7 protein-coding genes are annotated in these 19,960 nt (G+C 47.7%); 5 read left to right on the forward strand and 2 right to left on the reverse strand.

All coding sequences use genetic code 11. The features are described 5' to 3' along the window. Positions 1-183: 183 nt before the first annotated feature. The 3 genes from AC2T0J_RS11555 to AC2T0J_RS11565 all read left to right on the forward strand — a co-directional run bounded on the left by AC2T0J_RS11555 (position 184) and on the right by AC2T0J_RS11565 (position 14,028). A complete protein-coding gene (locus tag AC2T0J_RS11555; RefSeq protein WP_489810259.1) occupies positions 184-11,877 on the forward strand; it encodes an Ig-like domain-containing protein in 11,694 nt (3,897 codons plus the stop codon). Between the two features lie 61 nt (positions 11,878-11,938). Beyond that, entirely contained in the window at positions 11,939-12,505 is a 567-nt protein-coding gene (locus AC2T0J_RS11560) for a hypothetical protein (RefSeq protein ID WP_489810260.1), read from the forward strand. 20 nt (positions 12,506-12,525) lie between these two features. Beyond that, positions 12,526-14,028, forward strand: coding sequence for a tail fiber domain-containing protein (locus AC2T0J_RS11565; protein ID WP_489810261.1), 1,503 nt, complete (start codon positions 12,526-12,528; stop codon positions 14,026-14,028). A 70-nt stretch (positions 14,029-14,098) separates the two neighbouring features. Here the strand turns inward: AC2T0J_RS11565 and AC2T0J_RS11570 are convergent, their stop codons facing one another. Continuing rightward, on the reverse strand, positions 14,099-14,896 hold the full coding sequence (locus AC2T0J_RS11570) for an O-fucosyltransferase family protein (protein ID WP_489810262.1): 798 nt from the start codon (positions 14,894-14,896) through the stop codon (positions 14,099-14,101). Continuing rightward, positions 14,893-15,570: a hypothetical protein gene (locus AC2T0J_RS11575; RefSeq protein ID WP_489810263.1), complete on the reverse strand. Its 678-nt coding sequence runs from the start codon at positions 15,568-15,570 to the stop codon at positions 14,893-14,895. The genes AC2T0J_RS11570 and AC2T0J_RS11575 overlap by 4 nt, the downstream gene beginning before the upstream one ends. Before the next feature lie 461 nt (positions 15,571-16,031). Here AC2T0J_RS11575 and AC2T0J_RS11580 point away from each other — a divergent pair, with 461 nt between their 5' ends. Then, complete coding sequence (locus AC2T0J_RS11580) at positions 16,032-17,039, forward strand: uroporphyrinogen decarboxylase/cobalamine-independent methonine synthase family protein (protein WP_489810264.1); 1,008 nt, start codon at positions 16,032-16,034, stop codon at positions 17,037-17,039. 15 nt (positions 17,040-17,054) lie between these two features. Continuing rightward, on the forward strand, positions 17,055-19,889 hold the full coding sequence (locus AC2T0J_RS11585) for an AMP-binding protein (RefSeq protein ID WP_489810265.1): 2,835 nt from the start codon (positions 17,055-17,057) through the stop codon (positions 19,887-19,889). Positions 19,890-19,960 lie beyond the last annotated feature (71 nt).

Raw genomic sequence — 19,960 nt, forward strand, 5'->3', positions numbered from 1 at the left:
ATTACCTCTAAACTTTTATACCGATTTTTAAAAGCATCCCGGTGCTGAGCCGTTTCGTGCTGACAAACAATGGTTGTAGCATACGTATGTCTGGTTGATTGCGTTTTTGTGGTGTAGCATAAAAACAGCCGAGCAGGCCAAAGGCCTTCGTAAGAAGGGCAATTTACATAATTGGAAAACACAATGATTCAGTTTTTTACGGCTTGCCATTTTAAGACTCGTATTCAGGGATTATGGTTATTGTTCTTTTGTCTTGCCTGTATCATTGCAGGCATGGCAAGTGCACAGGCCGGAACGCCAACGTTTTCGGCTGCCTTTTCGCCAACAACTATTGCACCAGGCAGCGTATCAACACTCACCTACACTATCGATAACTCAGCAAATGATACGTCGGTACTGGATGTTGCTTTTTCCAACGCATTGCCAGCTGGTGTTACACTTGCCTCGCCGGTAAATATAACCGACAGTTGCAACGGCGTTGTTGCCGCAACAGCCGGTAGTTCCAGCGTTAGTTATTCTCTCGACCGCTTTGGGCTTGGGCAAACCTGTGTTATTTCGGTGGATGTGACCAGTAGTACAGCAGGTACCTACAGCAATACTACAGGCGATCTTACCAGTTCAGAAGGAAATTCCGGCAATGCCAGTGCTTCGCTGACGGTTGATGGTTCCATTCCTCAATTATCTATCGCTGTCTCCCCATCAACCATTGCGCCTGAGGCAGTCAGTACGCTTACTTATACCTTTGACAATTCTAACAATGGTTCGGATATGGCGGCCCTGCATTTAAACAGCGTGCTGCCAGATGGCGTTGTGGTCTCTGACCAGCCTAATCCGGCCACCAACTGTACCGTGGTGAGTGACTATCAGAGACAGTACAGCGGGGTGACTGTCACGCCGGGAAGCAACGCAGTTCGCCTGGGGTATTTTGAAGTACCGGCAGGAGGCAGTTGCACCGCGAGCTTTGATATCACAGCGTCATCCGTTGGTGCTTATTCCATCGATTCCGGAATGCTCTACAATGCAACGGTACAAAATTTTGGCAGTATTACTCTTGTCCAAAACCCGGTGAGTTTGGGAGTTCAGAACACTACACTATTGAGCATCGAACGCTCATTGTTAAACATCAGTGCGCCTGCCTCTGCGTCGCCGGGTCAAACCATAACCCTTACCTTTGATTTGTTAAATAACAACCGTGATCAGGATATTACCAACCTGTCGTTTACCAACGACCTCAACGCGGCGTTAAGCGGTTTAGCCGCCACGGCATTACCAGCAGATGGCTTTTGTGGTTCAGGCTCTGTTATATCAGGTTCATCTTCGCTTTCTGTGTCGGGCGTCAGCCTCGCATCTGGTGCAAGCTGTAGTTTTGATGTCAGTGTACTGATCCCCACCAACGCCGCTGCGGGCAGCTACACCAATACGACCAGCAGTATTGCATATGATTTGGGTGGTTCGGCAACTACGGGTACAGCAACCAGCAATATAATCAGTATTTACAAAGCGCCAACGGTAAATATGTCGTTTATTGATGACCCGGTGGTTTTAGGCGGCGATGTAACGCTGCGCTATACTGTTGCCAATACCGACACGACTAATGCATTGAGTGATGCCACTTTTCAATTGGGCTTAAATAATCAGATATCCGGTATGCTTATAAAAACCTTACCGGCAGCTAATAGTTGCGGTAGTGGTTCTACGTTTTCTCAGCAAACTATCAGTGACACAGCATATTTTGTTATGGCTGGTGGTGCGCTGTCGGCCAATGATTCATGTACCTTTGACTTAGTGTTAACGGTGCCTTCGAATGGTAATCTGGGCGACTTCGACTTTACCACCAGCAATATCAGCGGCACCGTAGCAAGCGAGTCGTTATTTGGTAATACTGCCAGCGATACCCTGTCTGTAATCGGAGCGCCAGCACTGGCAATTTCGTTGTCCAGTGTTGCTGCGCTACCAGGCGATACCGTTACAGCAACCTTTACTTTGGATTACAGTGCCAATGCCGTAAGTGATGCCACTAATGTCGGTTTTACGCTGGATCTGGACGCAGCGCTCACCGGGCTTGTTTCCACCACAGGCACCACTAACGACGTGTGCGGCAGTGGCTCTGCTATTTCCGGTAGTTCGTTACTAACACTTGCTGGCGGATCGTTATCGCCCGGAGACTCCTGTACTTTCTCTTTATCTCTGCAAATACCGGTAACCGCCGCCAGTGGAAGTGTTTCTTTGGATTCAAGCGTGGTAAGCGCCACTGTTTCCAGTACCTCCGTTTCTTATGCAGCAGCCAGTCAGAGTTTATTAATTTCCGGACTGACGGCCAGTAAAACCTTTTTGACTAATCCGGTACTGCCTGGCAGCCAAAGTACGTTAAGGTACACATTTGCCAACTCGGCCAATGCCGCCGCGGCCACGGCAATCGAGTTTACCGATAGTCTGACTTCGGTGATCAGTACTATGGCGGCGAGTAGCCTGCCTGCAACACCTTGCGGTAGCGGCTCATCCCTATCCGGCACAACCCAGTTAAGTTTTTCCGGTGGCGAATTGCAACCGGGGGATACCTGTACCTTTGACGTGCCGGTGAATATCCCGGCTGGGGCTACCGCTGGTACTTACACCAGCACCAGCTCAACAGTATCGGCAACCGTTAACAGCAGTTTAGTGACTGCCGGTGCAATCAACACAACGCTAGCGGTAGAGACATTAACGGTTAACTTAAGCTCTACGGCGAGTAACCCTACGTCGGGCCCAACCATTCCGGTAGCCATCAGCTTTAGTCGCGATGTCGTTAACTTTGAGGCTGCGGATTTGGTCGTTGGAAATGGTTCGGTAACGGATTTTGCAGGTAGCGGAAGTAACTACACAGCAGAAATCACACCAACAAGCGACGGTGCGGTAACCATTGATTTGCCGGCTAATGCAGTTGATGATGCAGTGGATAGTACGGTTAAAAATCCCGTCGCCACGCAACTTTCGGTAACTTACGAGTCGGTGCCAGCAATTGCAGATCCTGTCATTGCCATAGGGTCTCCTGATGCATCATCAACCAATACCGGGCCGGTAACTTATACTGTTAGTTATACCGACACTACGCAGGTAAACCTCACTACAACAGCGATTGCCCTCAATAAAACAGGCACTGCTAATGCAACGGTTTCAGTAACTAATGGCGATACCGACACGGCAACGGTGACGTTATCCAGTATTACTGGTGATGGTTCGCTAGGGATTAGTATAGGCTCTGGTACAGCCAGAAACTCAACCAAGGTGGCGGGGAATGCCGGGCCTTCCGGCACGTTTACGGTTGATAACACCCAGCCAGGTGTAACCATCACGTCTTCGTTGTTAGGCAGTAGCTTTAATAACAGTAGCTTTACTGCCACCTTTACCTTTACTGAGGCAGTAAGTGGCTTCGTCATTGGGGATATTTCTGCGGGTAATGCCAGTCTGAGCAATTTTAGCGCTGTGAGTACGTCTGTTTACACCGCTACCGTTACCCCGGACGAAGACGGTCTGGTAACGCTGGATGTGGCAGCAGGTACTGCACAGGACAGTGTGGGCAATAGTAATACCGGTGCAACACAGTATCAGGCCACTTACGATAGTACATCGCCAACCTTAGCTATTACCTCGGACATAGTTGGTACTGCCACCAACGGTAGTTTTACCGCCATCTTTACCTTTAGTGAGCCGGTAACAGGTTTCTCGGCGGCCGATGTTACTGCGGTCAACGCATCGGTTGGTACCTTATCGGCAACCAGTAGTTCAGTGTATACCGCAAAGATATCGCCAACTAACGAGGGGGTCGTTACTTTAGATGTGTCGGCCAATGCTGCTCAGGATAGTGTGGGAAACAATAACACGGCAGCTACTCAGCTTGGCACTATCTACGATACTACTGCACCAACAGTGGTTATTACCGCCAGCAGTGGCGCGCTCACTAATTCAGCGTTTACTGCCACGGTGACGTTTAGTGAAGACGTAAGCAATTTCAATATTGCAGATATCGTTGCGGACAATGCTATATTAACTCATTTTAATTCAACCAGTGCATCAGTTTATACGCTAACGGTTACGCCGATCAGTGATGGTGCGGTGACCTTAAATATTGCTTCCAGTGTGGCTCAAGACAGCGCTGGTAACAATAACTCTGCGGCTACTCAGTTCAGTACTTCTTACGATGCCACTACACCCACTGTGGCCATTACAGCTAACAGCGGCTCACTGACCAATGGTTCATTTACCGCCACCTTTACCTTTAGCGAGGCAGTGAGTGGTTTTACGGCAGCGGATATTACGGCCGCCAATGCCTTAGTGAGTGTTGTTTCGGTTACCAGCAGTTCCGTGTATACCGCCACCATTACACCAGTTGCTGATGGTTCAGTAACGCTGGATGTGGCCAGCAATGTGGCACAAGATAGTGCGGGCAACGGCAATACGGCGGCCACCCAGTTTAGTACCTCGTATGATGCAACTGCCCCCACAGTGACGATCTCTGCCGGCAGTGGCAGCCTGACCAACGCCGCCTTTACCGCCACCTTTACCTTTAGCGAGCCGGTGAGTGGTTTTACCGCAGCGGATGTCACGGCAAGTAACGCAACCGTAGGCGTGATTTCGGCCACGAGCAGTTCAGTGTACACCGCTACCATTACCCCAACGGCTGATGGAACTGTGACGCTGGATGTGGCGGGCAATGTGGCTCAGGACAGCGCCGGTAACGGCAATACAGCAGCTACGCAATTCAGCACCTCTTACGATGCTACCGCGCCAACGGTCGCTATCACGGCTAATAGTGGCACGGATACCAACGCGGCCTTTACGGCGACTTTTACTTTTAGCGAAGCGGTAACAGGGTTTACGGTAAGTGATATCGTGGTTGCTAACGCCATACTTAGCTCTTTTAACGCAACAAGTAGCTCGGTTTATACCGTTACTGTTACCCCCAGCGCAGATGGCATGGTCACGCTGGGCATAGCCGGCAATGTGGCGCAGGACAGTGCGGGCAACGGCAATACGGCGGCCCCCCAGTTTAGTACCTCGTATGATGCCACCGCGCCAACGCTGGCGATTACTGCCGACAGCGGTAGCCTCACCAACGCCGTCTTTACCGCCACCTTTACCTTTAGTGAACCGGTGAGTGGCTTTACCGCAGCAGATGTCACGGCAAGCAATGCTTCAGTGGGTGTTGTTTCGGCTTCGAGCAGCTCGGTATATACCGCCACCATTACACCAACCGCTGATGGCTCGGTTACGCTCAATGTGGCAGGCAATGTCGCGCAGGACAGTGCGGGCAACGGCAATACGGCGGCCCCCCAGTTTAGTACCTCGTATGATGCCACCGCGCCAACGCTGGCGATTACCACCGATAGCGGCAGCCTCACCAACGCCGTCTTTACCGCCACCTTTACCTTTAGTGAACCGGTGAGTGGCTTTACCGCAGCAGATGTCACGGCAAGCAATGCTTCAGTGGGTGTTGTTTCGGCTTCGAGCAGCTCGGTATATACCGCCACCATTACACCAACCGCTGATGGCTCGGTTACGCTCAATGTGGCAGGCAATGTCGCGCAGGACAGTGCGGGCAACGGCAATACGGCGGCTACCCAGTTTAGTACCTCATATGATGCAACCGCGCCAACGGTAGCGATTACCGCCGATAGCGGCAGCCTGACCAACGCCGCCTTTACCGCCACCTTTACCTTTAGTGAACCGGTGAGTGGCTTTACGGCAGCAGATGTCACGGCAAGTAATGCCTCAGTGGGTGTTGTTTCGGCTTCGAGCAGTTCGGTATATACCGCCACCATTACGCCAACCGCTGATGGCTCGGTTACGCTCAATGTGGCGGGCAATGTCGCGCAGGACAGTGCGGGCAACGGCAATACGGCGGCTACCCAGTTTAGTACCTCATATGATGCAACCGCGCCAACGGTAGCGATTACCGCCGATAGCGGCAGCCTCACCAACGCCGCCTTTACCGCCACCTTTACCTTTAGTGAGCCAGTGAGCAGCTTTACGGCAGCAGATGTCACGGCAAGCAATGCCACAGTAGGCGTTGTCTCGGCAATCAACAGCTCGGTATATACCGCCACCATTACGCCCAGTGCTGATGGCACGGTCACACTCAATGTGGCGGGCGATGTCGCTCAGGACAACGCAGGTAATGGTAATACAGCGGCTGCTGAATTTAGCACCTCATACGATGCTACGGCACCAACAGTGGCGATCACCGCAGATAGCGGAGAACAAACAAATGCCGCCTTTACCGCTACGTTTACCTTCAGTGAGGCGGTGATTGGCTTTAACGCTGCAGATATTACTGTTAGCAACGCGACGGTAAGCGGATTTTCGGCAACGAGTAGCTCAGTGTATACTGCGCTGATGACTCCCACCAGTGATGGTTTGGTAACGCTGGAAGTGGCCGCTAACAGGGCACAGGACGCTGCCGGTAACGCTAATACGGCGGCCACCCAATTTAGTACCTTATATGATGCTACCGCTCCCTCGCTGGCGATCACTGCCGACAGCGGCAGCCTCACCAATGCGGCCTTTACCGCTACCTTTACTTTCAGTGAGTCGGTAAGCGGCTTTACTATGGCAGCCATCATGGCAGGCAACGCAAGCATAAGTAATTTTGCTCAAAGCGGTTCATCGGTATATACGGCCACGGTTACACCTGAAAATGATGGTGCCGTAACCCTGGATGTGGCGGCTGACGTCGCTCAGGACAGTGCCGGTAACGGTAACACTGCTGCAAAGCAATTTAGTACCCTCTACGATAACAGTGTGCCATCGGTGGTAATAACAGCCGAAGTATCCGAAGTAACCAACGCTCCGTTTACCGCGACTTTCACTTTCAGTGAAGCAGTAAATGGTTTTACGATGGCAGATATAACGGTAACTAATGCTGCGGTTAGCGCTGTTTCGGCAACCAGCAGCTCGGTATATAACGCGACGATTTCACCGTCGGTTGAAGGGCAGGTAACCGTGGATGTTGCAGCCAATGTGGTGCAAGACGCAGCCGGCAATAGTAACACTGCAGCAACCACGTTTACCGTGGACTACGACGCTACTCAACCTCAACTGCTAAGCTCTTCGCCAAAACATGAAGAAATGGACGTGGCGAATAACCGTTTACAGGTAAGCTTAACCTTTGATGAAGACATCAGGGGTGATAACGGGAATATAGATTTAGTCAGGCAGGCCGATAATACCGTTGTAGAAACGCTCTCTCTGGCGGGCGACTCGGTAACCATAACAGCGAAGGTACTGAAGGCTTCTTTTGCGTCAAAGTTAGCGCAAAATGAGGCATATTCAATTGTTATAAATAGCGGCAATATTTCCGATGTTGCCGGTAATGCATGGTCAGGCCTGGCTACTGATGCACTGGTATTTACCGCTGCCAACGAACCGCCGGGAAATAACGACGATACCGCGACAGTTGACGAAGATAGCGAAGTAATAATACCAGTACTGGCAAATGATGAGGATCTGTCTGACGGATTAGACATTACCAGTGTAACCATTGATACAAATCCTCTGCAGGGTTCGGTTAGCGTGGATTCGCAAACCGGAGAGGTGACGTACAAACCCGAAGCCAACTTTAACGGCGTGGACAGCTTTACTTATGTAGTCTCTGACACCCAAGGCAGTACTTCTGAACCCGCAACAGTAACGGTTACGGTGAATGCCATAAATGATGAACCGGTAGCTGCCAGCGACACCGTGTCGACCACCGAAGAGCAACAACTGGTTATCGACATTCTTAGCAATGACACGGATATCGATGAGCAGAGTAACCTGGATGCCAATGCCATAGACCCGGCTACTGTGGTAATAATCGATGACGTGGATAACGGCACCCTGGTGATTGTAGATGCTCAGGCCGCGGCGGACGATAGTTCATTGCAGGTGGGTCAGGTCATCTACTCGCCTGACGTTAACTTCTTTGGAACCGATGTGTTTACCTATTCAGTCAGGGATACACTGGGTGCAGTGAGTGCTGATGCCACGGTAACCATAAGTGTTGGTGCGGTTAACGATCAACCCGTTGCCACGGATGACAGCGCAACAACCAATGAGGACGAAGCGGTTATCATTGATGTAGTGGGCAATGATTCAGACAGTGAAAATGACCTTAACGAGCAGAGTGTGATAGTAGTCAGCCAGGGAAATCTGGGCTCTGCCAGTGTAAACAGCAATACCGGAGAGGTAACCTATACGCCAGATGCAAATGTCTTCGGTACAGATAGCTTCTTCTACACCGTTGCGGATCAACAAGGATTGGTGTCTGCTTCAGCGAAAGTGACGGTAACCATTATACCAGTTAATGACGCACCGGTAGTCACTGATGATTATTTTGAAATTAGTACTCGGGAGCCAATGGTACTGGATGTGCTGAGTAATGACAGTGACCCTGACACCATTTCAGATGTGAATAATAGGATAGATCCAGGCAGTGTGGCTGTTGTGATGCAGCCGGCCCAGGGTTCTGTAACCATTAATGATGTTACGGGCGCTATCAGTTATACACCTGATGATGAGGCTACTGTCACAACAGATTCCTTTAGCTACCAGGTAATGGATTTCGAAGGTGAGTTGTCTGGTATAGCAACGGTTGAAATTAGTTTGCAGCTCAAGTCTGTCAGTCTGGTGGCTAGCAATGACAGCACCGAAGCGAATGAGGACACAGCGGTAACCCTTAACATACTGGCAAACGACGGCGATCCTACCCGCACGCTGGATGTATCGGGGATTAGCGTTACCGAACCGGCGAGCAATGGGGTTACTCAGGTAAATAGCAATGGAACGGTAACTTACACGCCAAATACTGACTTTTATGGCGAGGATATATTTGCTTACACAGTAAGAGATACTGATGGCGATGTGTCAAATGAAGCAACGGTGACTATTACCGTGATCCCGGTAAATGACGCGCCAGGTATCTCCGGAACACCTGTTACGTCTGTAATTGCTGGCAACACCTACCAGTTCGTGCCCAATGCCACCGATATCGACAGTAGTCTGCTGATCTTCACTATTCAAAACGCGCCGGCCTGGAGTACCTTTAATCCGACTACCGGAGTGCTTACCGGCGTACCGGAAGAGGAGCAGGCAGGAGCGTACGAAAATATCGTTCTCACAGTAACCGATGAAGAGGGGGCTAGCACTAGTCTGCCTGCGTTCTCTATTGAAGTGACAAGTAAAGACTCGTTATCGCCAAAAGCAGATAGTATCAGCGTGGAAGTAGAAGAAGATGGCAGCGTAACATTTACCGTGTCGGCTACCGATCCGAATGATCAACCACTCACATTCGAAATTGTCGGGCAACCTATGTCGGGAGAGATTTCCGGAACATTACCTTTGGTAACGTATACACCAGAAGAAGATTTCTTTGGTGATGACAGTTTTACCTTTACGGCCAGCAATGGTGAATATACATCGTCACCTGCGATGGTTTCGGTTTTAGTTAGCCCGGTAAATGATGCACCAACGGCAGTGGATGATGAAGCGACAGTTGTCTCGGGGTCTGCGGTTATCATTGATGTATTGAATAATGATACAGATGTAGACGATGAAAGCTTAACCGTGATTAGCGCAAGCAGCTCGCAAGGCAGCCTTACTGTGGTGGAAAATCAACTGAATTACACGGCCGAAGAAAACTTTAGTGGTCGGGTGGTTATTGATTATACCGTGGAAGACAGCGAAGGCTTAACGGCCTCGGCGCAAGTGGTGGTAACGGTAACCAGTGACGATAACAGTGGAGCAGCGCTTTATCTAACAGTACCGGAGGACGTTGAAGTTGACGCAACAGGCCTAATCACCCGCGTATCTCTGGGTCTGGCACAAGCCAGCGATGAGGACGGAAATGCGATTCCGGTATCACTACAAACTCCGCCATTCTTCAGGCCTGGTAAGCATTCGGTTATCTGGCAGGCAGAACGTGGCGATGAGATTGTGCAAGGCTCTCAACTTGTCACTGTTCATCCTCTTGTGAATATTGATAAAGCGCAACGAGTGGAAGAAGGCCGTAGCGCAACTATTAAGGTTGTGCTTAATGGTCCGGCGCCAGAGTACCCGGTGTTTATCCCTTACACTATTTCAGGTACCAGTGATAATGGCGATCATAATTTATATGACGACACATTAGTTATTAATAGCGGAATGCAGGGCACTATATCGGTTGATACCGTTAACGATAGTCTAACCGAAGGTGATGAAACGCTGGTGGTGACACTTTCACCATCGTTAAATGTAGCTAATTCACAACATACTTTAACAATTGTTGAAACTGTTCTTGCGCCTAAGGTTCAACTGTCTGCATTGCAGGACGGTCAGTCATTAACCACTATCTACCCGCAAGCCGGTATGGTGGATGTATATCTGACTCTGGAAAACAGGGAAGCAAGTGAGATTGCTTATGTAGACTGGAGCGCCAGTTCTGCAGACTTGCCCGCACTCAATATCTCTGCTGAACCCACCTTATTCAGGTTTTCTCCAGAGACCCTGACACCGGGGGTGTATTGGGTAGAAGCGAAAGTAACGGATGTAAATGGTCTCACTGGTACAGCCCAAGCGCTGTTGAAACTCAACGCTGAGACTCCAGAGCTTGGCGGTGCCGATACCGATGGTGACGGCATCGCAGATAATGAAGAGGGCTACGCGGATAACGACGGTGACGGCATACCCAATTATTTGGATGCCTATGATAGCTGCGAAGTTCAGGTGTTCTCATTAACACCCGGGAATACCTACCTGGCTGAGGGTGATACAGGACCTTGTCTGATTTTAGGCGATGTTGCGCTAGCTACCTCCAACTCGTTGGTCATTAACGAACACTCGTTGCCATCAGATACAGGGTTTATTCCGGTGAATCCGATAGTGGACTTTATTGTTAGTGGGCTAAACGAAATCGGATCAAGCTACAGTATTGTTATTCCGCAGCAGAATGTGATTCCGGCCGGTGCGGTTTACCGTAAATACCATTCTGTACTGCAAAGCTGGCAGGATTTTGAACTGAACGGCGCGACCGATGCTATTCATTCGGCTAAAGGCGAACCGGGTATTTGCCCGCCGCTTGATGCTCAAAGCTGGACAGAAGGCTTAACAGAAGGGCACTGGTGTATTCGCCTGACCATCAGTGATGGTGGCCCTAATGATGATGACGGTGTAGCTAACGGCATAATTGTCGATCCGTCTGTGCTGTCTGTTATGAGTAGCGAGAATCAAAAGCCGGTGGCACAAGATGATGAGCTGTTCTTTAAAACCACTACCTTGGCAGTATTGAATGTACTGGCGAACGACAGTGATGTGGATAGCGATACGCTTACCCTGGTATCTGCCAATGCTTACTTAGGTTCCGTAGAAATTGTTAATAACGAGCTTATTTACGAGCCGCCTTCAGCCTTTATTGGGCAAGACTCTTTGGTCTATGCCGTGTCGGATGGCAATGGCGGGGTTGCCATGGCTACCGCTACGCTGAACGTCAATATCAATCGCGGCCCGCAATTGCAGGATGATACAGCGAGAATGAACAGCAAGGGAACCATAGTGGTAGACGTATTAGCCAATGACATCGACCCGGATGGAGATGTGCTGACTATAACCGATGTAACAGCCTCTGGCGGCACCGTTGCTATCCAGAACAACGAAATCAGCTATACACCCGTTGCTGATATGGCGGCAACCGTGACTATTATCTACACTGCTACTGACGGCGAACAACAAGTTAGTGCAACCCTGACCGTTTATGTATCGAATCCGCAACCATCTAATGGCGGTAGCTTATCTGCCTACGTGCTTGGATGGTTGTTAATGATCCTGATTTACCGCTTGTACAGTAACTCGAATTCGGCTCAAAGGCCGGGTAAAAGGAGAGTACTGTGACAAGCAGATTAATTATCCAGTTTTTTACGATGCGACCTGAGTATTTTGAGGAGTAAACATAGTGTCTTTTAGCAGCAGAAAATTAAAACTTATGACATTACAGGCGGTGTTTACGACTTCACTGCTGGTCAATGTTTCAGATGCCTTTGCTCAGGAGGATCGCGGTGTTGACGCTGAGCAAATAAGGGAAAGGATGTTACAGCAAAAGCATCAGGAAGAACTTAATAATACGCAGGGAAAGGGAATGGTAGTTACTCTGTCAGACCGTGATTTAAGCGTATTTACATCCGATTATTACGATAAATATGTTTTCACTATCACTAATCTGCAAGGGTTTAAGCAAACTGTTGATAACACTTACGGTAGTTTAAATATCTATGATCTGAACTTACCTTACGATGGCAGATACGAGTATGAAGTTTTAGCAATCAGGATTACAAATGAAATGATAGCTGATGTCCATAATAACGGGAGAGAGCGAGGCGGCCAGACCAATATGGCCGTGTCTAAAAAAATGACCGGTTATTTTATGGTGAAAGACGGTGGTATAGAGGTACCCCAAATGGTTACAGAGCCAAAGGCCGGTGAATTGCCGGGACGACCAGAATCATCCATTGTTGAATACTGAATTTTTGGGGTAGATGTATTATGAAGCTTAATACCACACTTTTAACCAGCGCAATAAGCGTAGTACTTTGTTTACCCATTACAGCGGTTGTTGCCGATCAGCTGTTCCAGGATGATGTAATAGTGTCTGGCAGTTTATGTGTAGGCTTTGATTGTTCTAATGGCGAAAATTTTAATTTTGATACTATTCGTCTTAAAGAAAATAACCTGCGGATAAGGTTTACTGATACCAGTGCGTCGGGTTCTTTTCCCACCAGAGATTGGGAGATAACCATTAATGATTCTGCAAATGGTGGTGCAAACTATTTCCGAATCAATAATATCGATAATGGTACTTATCCATTTACTATAATGGACGGTGCTGGCAATAATTCTCTGGTCGTCGCCGCAAACAGCAATATAGGGTTTGGTACGTCCAGTCCGGCGGTAAAGTTGCATGTAACCACGGGTAACAGCCCAACACTGAGACTGGAACAAGACTATTCTCAGGGGTTTGCGGCGCAGTCATGGGATGTGGGCGGCAACGAAACCAATTTCTTTGTTCGGGATGTTACCAGCGGCGGTAAGTTACCCCTGCGTATTAGAGCAGGAGCTCCGGCAGGGAGTATTTATATTGACACAGATGGTGATGTAGGTTTCGAAACCACTTCACCCGATGGCTTGCTTGATATTGCCCATCCCGCTGATGCAAATAATCATGCTGTGCTGGTGAGTCCTGCAGGATTTTTTGGCATTAATATTGATAACGGTTTTAACCCAACAGGACTGTTGGATGTGCAAACTACCGGTGGTGCCTCGAAGTTTACCGTAGCATCCGATGGTGATGTGGGAATAGGCACCAGCGCACCAAGTGGGCGTTTTGAGATTAAAGATGCTGCCGGTGCAAATACTTATTTTAATGTTGATGCCGATGGAAAAGTAGGTTTGGGGGCTATCGCGAGTTCGTCTGCAGTCACTATTGAAGATACAGTTAGTGATACAACCCCAACACTACTTTTAGAGAACACCAATACCGCTAATCAGAACGCGGTGCTTCTATCCCTTCGTAATAACAACAACTCCTACATTGAGTTTGTGAATACGGCTGCTTCACCAGATGTCGAAAAGTGGTTTTTGGGAATAAGAGCTAATGGTGATATTTCAATTGCCAATACAGCAACAAGTGGCCGGCCTTTTAACCTGGATAAAAACGGTAATCTGACTGTAAAAGGTACGGTATCAGGTGGCTCCAGTTTCAAACTCAAAGAAAACATTGCTTCGGTAGATACAGGAAGCGTGCTTGAAAAGGTTTCTCAGCTAAATATACTTAAATGGAACTACATTAACGACGATGATAGTGTCCAGCATCTGGGGCCATTGTCGGAGGATTTTCATACATTGTTCGGCTTAAATGGTGCAGAAAAAGAACGCATTTCGTATAACGATTTAGCCGGGGTGTCGCTGGCAGCCATTAAAGCACTCATTGAGAAAAACAACGAGCTAGAGAGAAAGATTGCTGAACTAAGCGAGAAATTGAATAAATAAGTAATAAGTTTGTATATCAAGAGGGGCTTATATGCCCCTCTTAGTGTAATTAAAGTTTGGCATGAATGTCTTAAGCCATGTCCTTTGCCATAAAGTCGTAAAAAGGATGGCCATTCCCCATAATGGAATGATTATAACGCCCCGCCAGTTTTCGCAATGAGTAAATGAGCAATGTAACTGCTGAATAGGTACCAATAAAGACATTAGCCTGAGAGGCAATTTCCATTTCTGCGAGCAATAACAATAGATTGTCTCTCGATCGTATGCCTGGTTTCCCATCATAAGTGTCAGGACATAGCGAGAGAATATCGAACTGTTCACGATATTTGTTTATCAAGCTTCTAAGTGGGTCATATTCGTCGCCCATAAAAAAAACTGTTTTTACAGAGGGATATATTGCCAGTTTTCGCTCAAAGGCTGCCAGAATAGCTTTGTTATCCAATCCGTTTTGTTTTGATTTATCGCCTAATCTGAAGTGTGTCGCGAGGCAAATGTTACGATCGGCAATCGTCGCTTTTTTATCCTTTACGAAAGATGCAGTTTCAGCATTAAATTCTAATAATTTTGCCAGGTACTTAAGGTAAAACTCCGGGTCATTATTAATATACAACTCCCAGTACAGCAGGCCCCACTTAATATCTTTATCAGTACAGTCAAAGACTTCAGTGACTTCATTGGGCTCATAAGCTGGGTAAAAGTAACTATTTTGGAAATAGTCTCTCCACTTACCGTATACCCACTCAGAATCGTTAAGGGCAATTTTCTTGTTGGATAACTGAGCGTGATGTATAAATCCAAGCAACGCCATTACAATATGGCCAAAACCTGGATGAGGCGAGCCTGCCTTACCAATTTTGATTTCTATCATTTGAGACCTAAGTACTGCCAAACCGGATCATAAAGGCCTGCCTGCCCCTTATATTCTTCCGAACGTTCCAGGTCGAGAAAAATAACATTATTCTTTTCTTGCAAACTGCTTTCACAATCCTCAACCCGTGTTACAAATGCAGCCTTGCTGTCACGCCACTTAAGGTTACTCACCGCGGTATTTAATGCGTTATATCTGTCTTCCGAAAGGAAGAACAGATCATATGAAAGCCCTACATCTTCTGCTGTCTTTTTAAGATTAGGTTGTATGCTTGACCATATACAACAAACGTTCGAATATTCTTCTTCAAACATTTTTCTTACATGGTGTTGATGCCTGCTGACTAACTCATCAAATCCTGGTGCTAAATCTTCCGGCGTTTCAATTGGAAATAGTGACCTGGGCATTATCTTCTCCAGATGCCACCAGAGATATCCCGGTTCTTTGACTGATCGGACATGGTTTGGGTGGAATACCTCAATGTCAGAAAGTGACGTTAAAAACGGCACTTTCTTATTGAAAAATTTTGCTGTTGCATCTGGCGTCGTTATGCACCAATCGAATAAGTGGCTATCCTGAGTTCCATACTGAGAAAAACTAAAATCCAACTGGAACTGATTGATACAAGAGCAGCCAATCGGTAGATACAGCACCTCATTTTTTATTAATGCCATTAAGTCCTCTTAAAAATATCAGGCAGGTTTGATTTTTAAATCACTGTAAAATTTTAAATCTTAAAGTTATGTTCGGGGCCAGTTAAATCTTGCCTTAATGTCTGCGCTGTTTCTTAACAGCCATTGTCTAGCCAAATTTAGTATATCACTGCCGTATTTAATCGCTATTTAAGAAGTCAAAATCTGATGTGTCAACATTCGGAGTTGAATTCGTGCACTCTGGAGCTTGAGTTGAAATACGAGCCCTTTATATATAGTCTTTGGCACCCCTGTTGCCAATATTATGGCAGCACAAACGTAGAGGCTTAGTTTTATAAAAAGTGTGCCCACTATCCTGAAATCTCATATGTGGGAGTTTTACAGCTCATCTATTGGCTTGTAATCTATACTAGCCTGAATAGTTGGGGGCATTAATTATCATCGCAGTGCTTAGAGTTTACAATTTTTAACAGAAGTGAAGTATGAATGTAAAAACCTGGTCAGAAGGTGCTGAGCAGTTCGGCGCATTAAACCTTATCGCCTTTTGGAAACATCACCCGGTTGCTGACCAAGCAGCACATAGCCTGAGCCACGATATCGAGGCGTTTTACCGCCAGGTACCCAGCGATATCATAAAGCTGACGCCGGCAGGTAACTATCAGGTGGCAGAGCGCGGCGGCATTGCCCACTGGCAGAACGATGTGCTGGGTCGTCGTACTTTTAATGCGCGCTTTGTGAAAGGCGAGCAAGAACTTAAAGCGCTTGCTGCGTTACCAGAAGTACTTTCCCTGATTGAAGAGCAGATAATCGAAGCAGGTCGCTTACTGGTAAAAAATCATACCCGGCCCACCTATGCCACGATTTTTACGCCGCTAACACAACTTTTTATGCTGGCGGGTGAAGAACAACTAGTTAACGGTATTTATAGCATGCCTCGCTTGATACTTGCAGTACTGGATAAACTTACCCAACTCACCCAGTTATTGGTAAGCCGCTATTTGCAAGCTGGCGTTCAACACTTTTACCTGGCGATGCAACACCGCTCAGAAGCAATTTTGCCTGTTGAGTTTTACCGGCTGCTGGGGGATTCCTCTGATGAAAAGTTGATTGCGTTTATTCGGACCCACCTGACTGACGAGAGTGCTTACCCTTCGGTAATACTGCATGTGCATGGCAGACAGGTTTATTTTGATGGCCTGCCAGATACTACAGATGTTGCTGTTCATTATGAACTGACGGAAGATAACCTGCCGCTGGAAACCTTTTGTCAACAACGTAACAATGAATTGGTAATTGGCTTACCCCTGGCATTTTGGGAGGATTGCTCGGTAATGCAACTGCGAGATAAAATTAAGCAGGTTCAATATGTTACCCAGCAGCGCAGAACACTCTTTACCGCTCCCTGCGTAGTGCCACTAGCTGTGCCTGCGAAGAGTATTTCACGCTGGGTCGATAAGTTTAAAAGCGCAGTTTCTCTGCTTAATGCATAACGAGAACTTAAGCAAATGTTGAGTCCAAACAGTTTGTCTAAGCCTACCCCTTGGGCGACCGAAGAGTTAAATGCCAGTGTATTTAAACGTTTTCAGTTGATTGCCAGACAGTACGCTTCGCGTACTGCAATTTATAGCACCAGTGATCAAGCAGTTAATTATAAGGCGTTGTATGAGCAGTGTTTAACGCTGGCAGCAGGTTTGCACAGAGTAACAGAGAAAGCCGAACAGATGGGGGATTGCCCAAGCTTGTTACAGCCGGGGAGAAGGCCTGTAGCAATTTTGCTGCCGCCGGGAACGGCCATTATCAGTACCATGCTGGCGGTGATCCGACTGGGCAGACCCTATGTAACGCTGGACCCTAATCACCCTCGCGAACGCATTCTCGCTATTATACATCATGCTGGCTGCCGACTGGTTGTGTGCGAGGATGATGAGGCGCTTCGCGACGATATTCAGGTCGTCTGTCAAACCGTTTCGCCCAACGATTTAAAGAGTGCAGGCGATGCATCTTATGTACTCCCTCCCGAACCTCAGGCCACTGACAACGCCTATATTTTATATACCTCCGGGAGCACCGGAACACCTAAGGGCGTGTATCAGGATCAGCGCGGCTTATTACACGATGTCATGCAATACAGTAAAGCAATTGGTATTAGTAGTTTGGACTGTTTTAGCGGCTTTTATTCGCCCTCTGTGAACGGTGCTATCCGCGATATCTGGGCTGCGTTACTCAACGGCGCTGCACTGGTGCCGGCAAGTCCGCAAACCATCGGCTTTATCGGTATGGCAAGCCTGGTAAGTGATTTTAAAATAACGGTTTTTCATGCTATACCACCTTTGCTGCGGGCATTTTTAGCCAGTCAGCCTAATCCTGAAGCCTTAACTTCAGTGCGCTTATGTTACATTGCTGGCGACAAATTTTTTGCTAAAGAAGTCAACCTCTTATACCAGAGTTTTCCGGGTAACGTCCAAATCTATACAGGGATTGGCAGCACGGAATGTGCCACGCTGTACCGGCATTGGTTACTCGATAAACAAACGCAATTATCCACTACTCTCTTGCCAGCCGGATATGCCATTGAAGACCGAAAAACCCGGTTGGTAAAACAGGAAACCTTAACCGATACCAGCGATGTAATGCCCGGCGAAGTTGGCTTTGTTCAGGTCGAAAGTGCTTATTTGGCCAGAGGGTATTGGCAGAACCCTGAGCTAACTCAGTCGGCATTTATCCATGTGGAAGGCGAAAGTGAGACACGACGATTTATGCCAGGAGACTGCTTTAGGGAGATACCTGGTGGGCTATTAGAATACGTGGGGCGCGCCGATTCACAAGTAAAGGTACGTGGCCATCGAATCGACGTTGCCGACCTTGAAGCGTTTAGCCGGGAATGGCTGAGCAAGCATAAAAATGCACAACATCCGGATGTGTGCAAGGTACTTGCGCTGGCTCGTAAAAACCAGGCGGGTATCGATGATTCACCCTCACTTATCTGGGTACTTGCGGCGGACTTGTTGGATAGTCCACTTTTACAGGTGAGCAATGCGATTGTACCCGCGCTAAAGCAGGCATTGGGCAAAGCATATTCTGCTGCTGCACAGCCTGTTGCCGTGCTGGTGCGAGAAACATTGCCAAGGTTACCCAACTATAAGTTAGACATGGCCGAGCTTAAACGATGGGCCGAAGCGAAACTCTATAGCGAACAGCCAGTTATAGTGCCTTTGCAAGGTCAGTTTGAAGAGGGTATTGCAGCTTTTAATGCGCAGCCTCAACACACTGATTGGTTAAAGGTAATGCTATGGCAGTGGTGTACGTTTTTTGGGGTAACACCCACAAATGGGATGGACAGCCATACTTGGGAGACAGTGAATGCCGATTCCCTTGCCATCATGAATTTTTTTGCGGAACTGGATAATCGCCTTGGGATCCGTATTGATTATCAAAACATTGCTTTACCTTTTAGTTTAAAGGGCTTGTATGTTCACATTGCCGAGCACAATCAACCGCAAGCCGAGAAAATAAACAGTGATAAGAACCTCATTGTTGTGCCGCCATTTGTGGGCCTCGCCGGACTAGGGGAGTTTGATCATTTACTGGATCCGGATATCAGGATCACTAAAGTTCCGACAACTGCTTTGTATAATCCTATTGGTGAGATGCAACCCCAGCTCAGTGATGTGGTGGATAAGTTGGTTAATTACATAGCGCAACTGGGCATTAGCGGTCCGCTATATTTTTATGGGATCAGCAGCGGGGCTAAGCCAGCTTTTTTTGCTGCCACGCAGTTTCAAAAAGCCGGTGTCGATGTGCGTACCATCTTTATTGGCGACGCAGGGCCCCATGGCAGGGCACAACATTTTGGTGCTGAAAGGTTAAGGGCTTTTTCCTGGTTAACCAAGGATATTCCCAAATTCAATGCAACGGTTATCGAAGTAGTTGCAATGAAACACCGGCCTAACCAGCAAGCGCCTGCTAACACTGAGGAATGGAAAGATTACGGTATGTTGGGGTGGCATCAGTATGCTGCAAAAATTGGTTTTGTTACCATACCACATGATCACGTTGCTTGTTTGACCGATAGGCGGGTAATTGAGGCGATTAATGCTGAAATACAGTCGAATGGTTCACAACAAGTCGAGCGTGTTGGGGTTGATAGCTGTAACGTGGAAATAGTGAAAAAGCATGCACAGAGGTTGTTCTTAAGTAACAATGCACAACAGTTGGCCGATGCTGTGTGCTGGTTTGAATTACTGTTTGTTTTAAAGCCGGAACTAAAAGCCATTTATCATTTTAACGGGCCTTACTCGCGCTTGCGGGCAATAAACCGGCTCAATTGGCTGAAAGATTAAAAGCCGTTTCCCAACCGCGAGGCTTGTGGTCTCTCTGCTTGCAAAGTATCCTTAAAGATATTTGATTTTGC

The organism is Alteromonas sp. ISO5, from assembly GCF_058105165.1.

Coding starts and splice junctions, on each gene's coding strand:
- AC2T0J_RS11580 (WP_489810264.1), top strand. CDS start 16,032: ATGAATGTAAAAACCTGGTCAGAAGGTGCTGAGCAGTTCGGCGCATTA.
- AC2T0J_RS11585 (WP_489810265.1), top strand. CDS start 17,055: ATGTTGAGTCCAAACAGTTTGTCTAAGCCTACCCCTTGGGCGACCGAA.
- AC2T0J_RS11575 (WP_489810263.1), bottom strand. CDS start 15,570: ATGGCATTAATAAAAAATGAGGTGCTGTATCTACCGATTGGCTGCTCT.
- AC2T0J_RS11555 (WP_489810259.1), top strand. CDS start 184: ATGATTCAGTTTTTTACGGCTTGCCATTTTAAGACTCGTATTCAGGGA.
- AC2T0J_RS11565 (WP_489810261.1), top strand. CDS start 12,526: ATGAAGCTTAATACCACACTTTTAACCAGCGCAATAAGCGTAGTACTT.
- AC2T0J_RS11570 (WP_489810262.1), bottom strand. CDS start 14,896: ATGATAGAAATCAAAATTGGTAAGGCAGGCTCGCCTCATCCAGGTTTT.